Source organism: Clostridium polyendosporum (assembly GCF_018332455.1).
In the GTDB taxonomy this organism is placed as follows: domain Bacteria; phylum Bacillota; class Clostridia; order Clostridiales; family Clostridiaceae; genus Clostridium_AY; species Clostridium_AY polyendosporum.
The window spans coordinates 1-227 of the sequence record NZ_BOPZ01000119.1; the positions used below are offsets into that span (position 1 = coordinate 1).

Genomic DNA, 227 nt, shown 5'->3' on the forward strand with positions numbered 1-227 from the left:
GCAAGTGAAGATGCTTGCTACCCGCGATTGGACGGAAAGACCCCGTAGAGCTTTACTGTAGCTTAGCATTGAGTCTCGGTATTGTCTGTACAGGATAGGTGGGAGACTAGGAAACATTCTCGTTAGGGGATGTGGAGTCGACCTTGGGATACCACCCTGACAGTACTGGGATTCTAACCGGACACCATGAAGCTGGTGACGGGACATTGTTAGGTGGGCAGTTTGAC

Annotated in this window: 1 rRNA gene; it reads left to right on the top strand. The window is 51.1% G+C overall.

Annotated features, from left to right (window positions below):
* Nucleotides 1–227 (top strand): 23S ribosomal RNA (locus CPJCM30710_RS17660); the annotation flags it as partial.